This window comes from Microbacterium sp. BF1, from assembly GCF_019279095.1.
Lineage (GTDB): Bacteria > Actinomycetota > Actinomycetes > Actinomycetales > Microbacteriaceae > Microbacterium > Microbacterium maritypicum.
In genome coordinates this window covers 1-551 of the sequence record NZ_JAGYWT010000870.1, presented here as the reverse complement: position 1 = coordinate 551, position 551 = coordinate 1, and the positions used below count along the sequence as shown (strand labels likewise).

General features: G+C 71.0%; 1 protein-coding gene and 1 pseudogene. Both read right to left on the bottom strand.

What is annotated here, in order from left to right:
• Nucleotides 1-152: 152 nt before the first annotated feature.
• On the bottom strand, nt 153-350 hold the full coding sequence (locus KZA10_RS17285; RefSeq protein ID WP_017829065.1) for a DUF4244 domain-containing protein: 198 nt from the start codon (nt 348-350) through the stop codon (nt 153-155).
• Between the two features lie 59 nt (nt 351-409).
• Nucleotides 410-551 (bottom strand): annotated as a pseudogene (locus KZA10_RS18465) (pilus assembly protein TadB); the annotation flags it as partial.

The following is a 551-nucleotide window of genomic DNA, read 5'->3' as shown; positions in this document are numbered from 1 at the left end:
GAGTGCACCCGCGCCGAGCAGAAACGCGAGCACGACCGCGGGCAGGGCCAGCGCCAACTCCGCCGAGACGGACCCGCGGTCACCCGCGTGTCGCGGCCGTCGTGGCGCATCCTCGGGGGTGCGAGGAGGGGGCATCCGTCGAGCTCCGCGCATCATGACACCGTCAGCGCCCGCCGCACGAGATCGGTGAGGATGCCGCGGACCTCGTCGGATCGCATGATGACGACGAGGAGCCCGGCGAACGCGACGGCCGCCATCGTCGTGATCGCATACTCGGCTGTGGCGGCGCCGGTGTCGTCGCCGAACAGGGTCGCAGCACGCCGACGGTCCAGCGGGGGGATGCTCTTCATGGTGTTCCTCTTTCTATGGGATGCGTGGGCATCGGATGGTGGGGGTGGGCTGGATACGGTCACAGCGACATCGGCGTGGAGGCGAGGACGCTGAGCAGGAGCGGCGCGACCCCGAGGAGGAGGAATGCGGGCAGCGTGCAGACGCCGAGGGGGAACAGCAGGCGCGTCGAGAGCTTCGCGGCGCGGAGGCGCCCCTGCACC

Bases quoted from the DNA above. Each gene is read 5' to 3' on its own strand.
- KZA10_RS17285 (WP_017829065.1), bottom strand. From the start codon at position 350: ATGAAGAGCATCCCCCCGCTGGACCGTCGGCGTGCTGCGACCCTGTTC.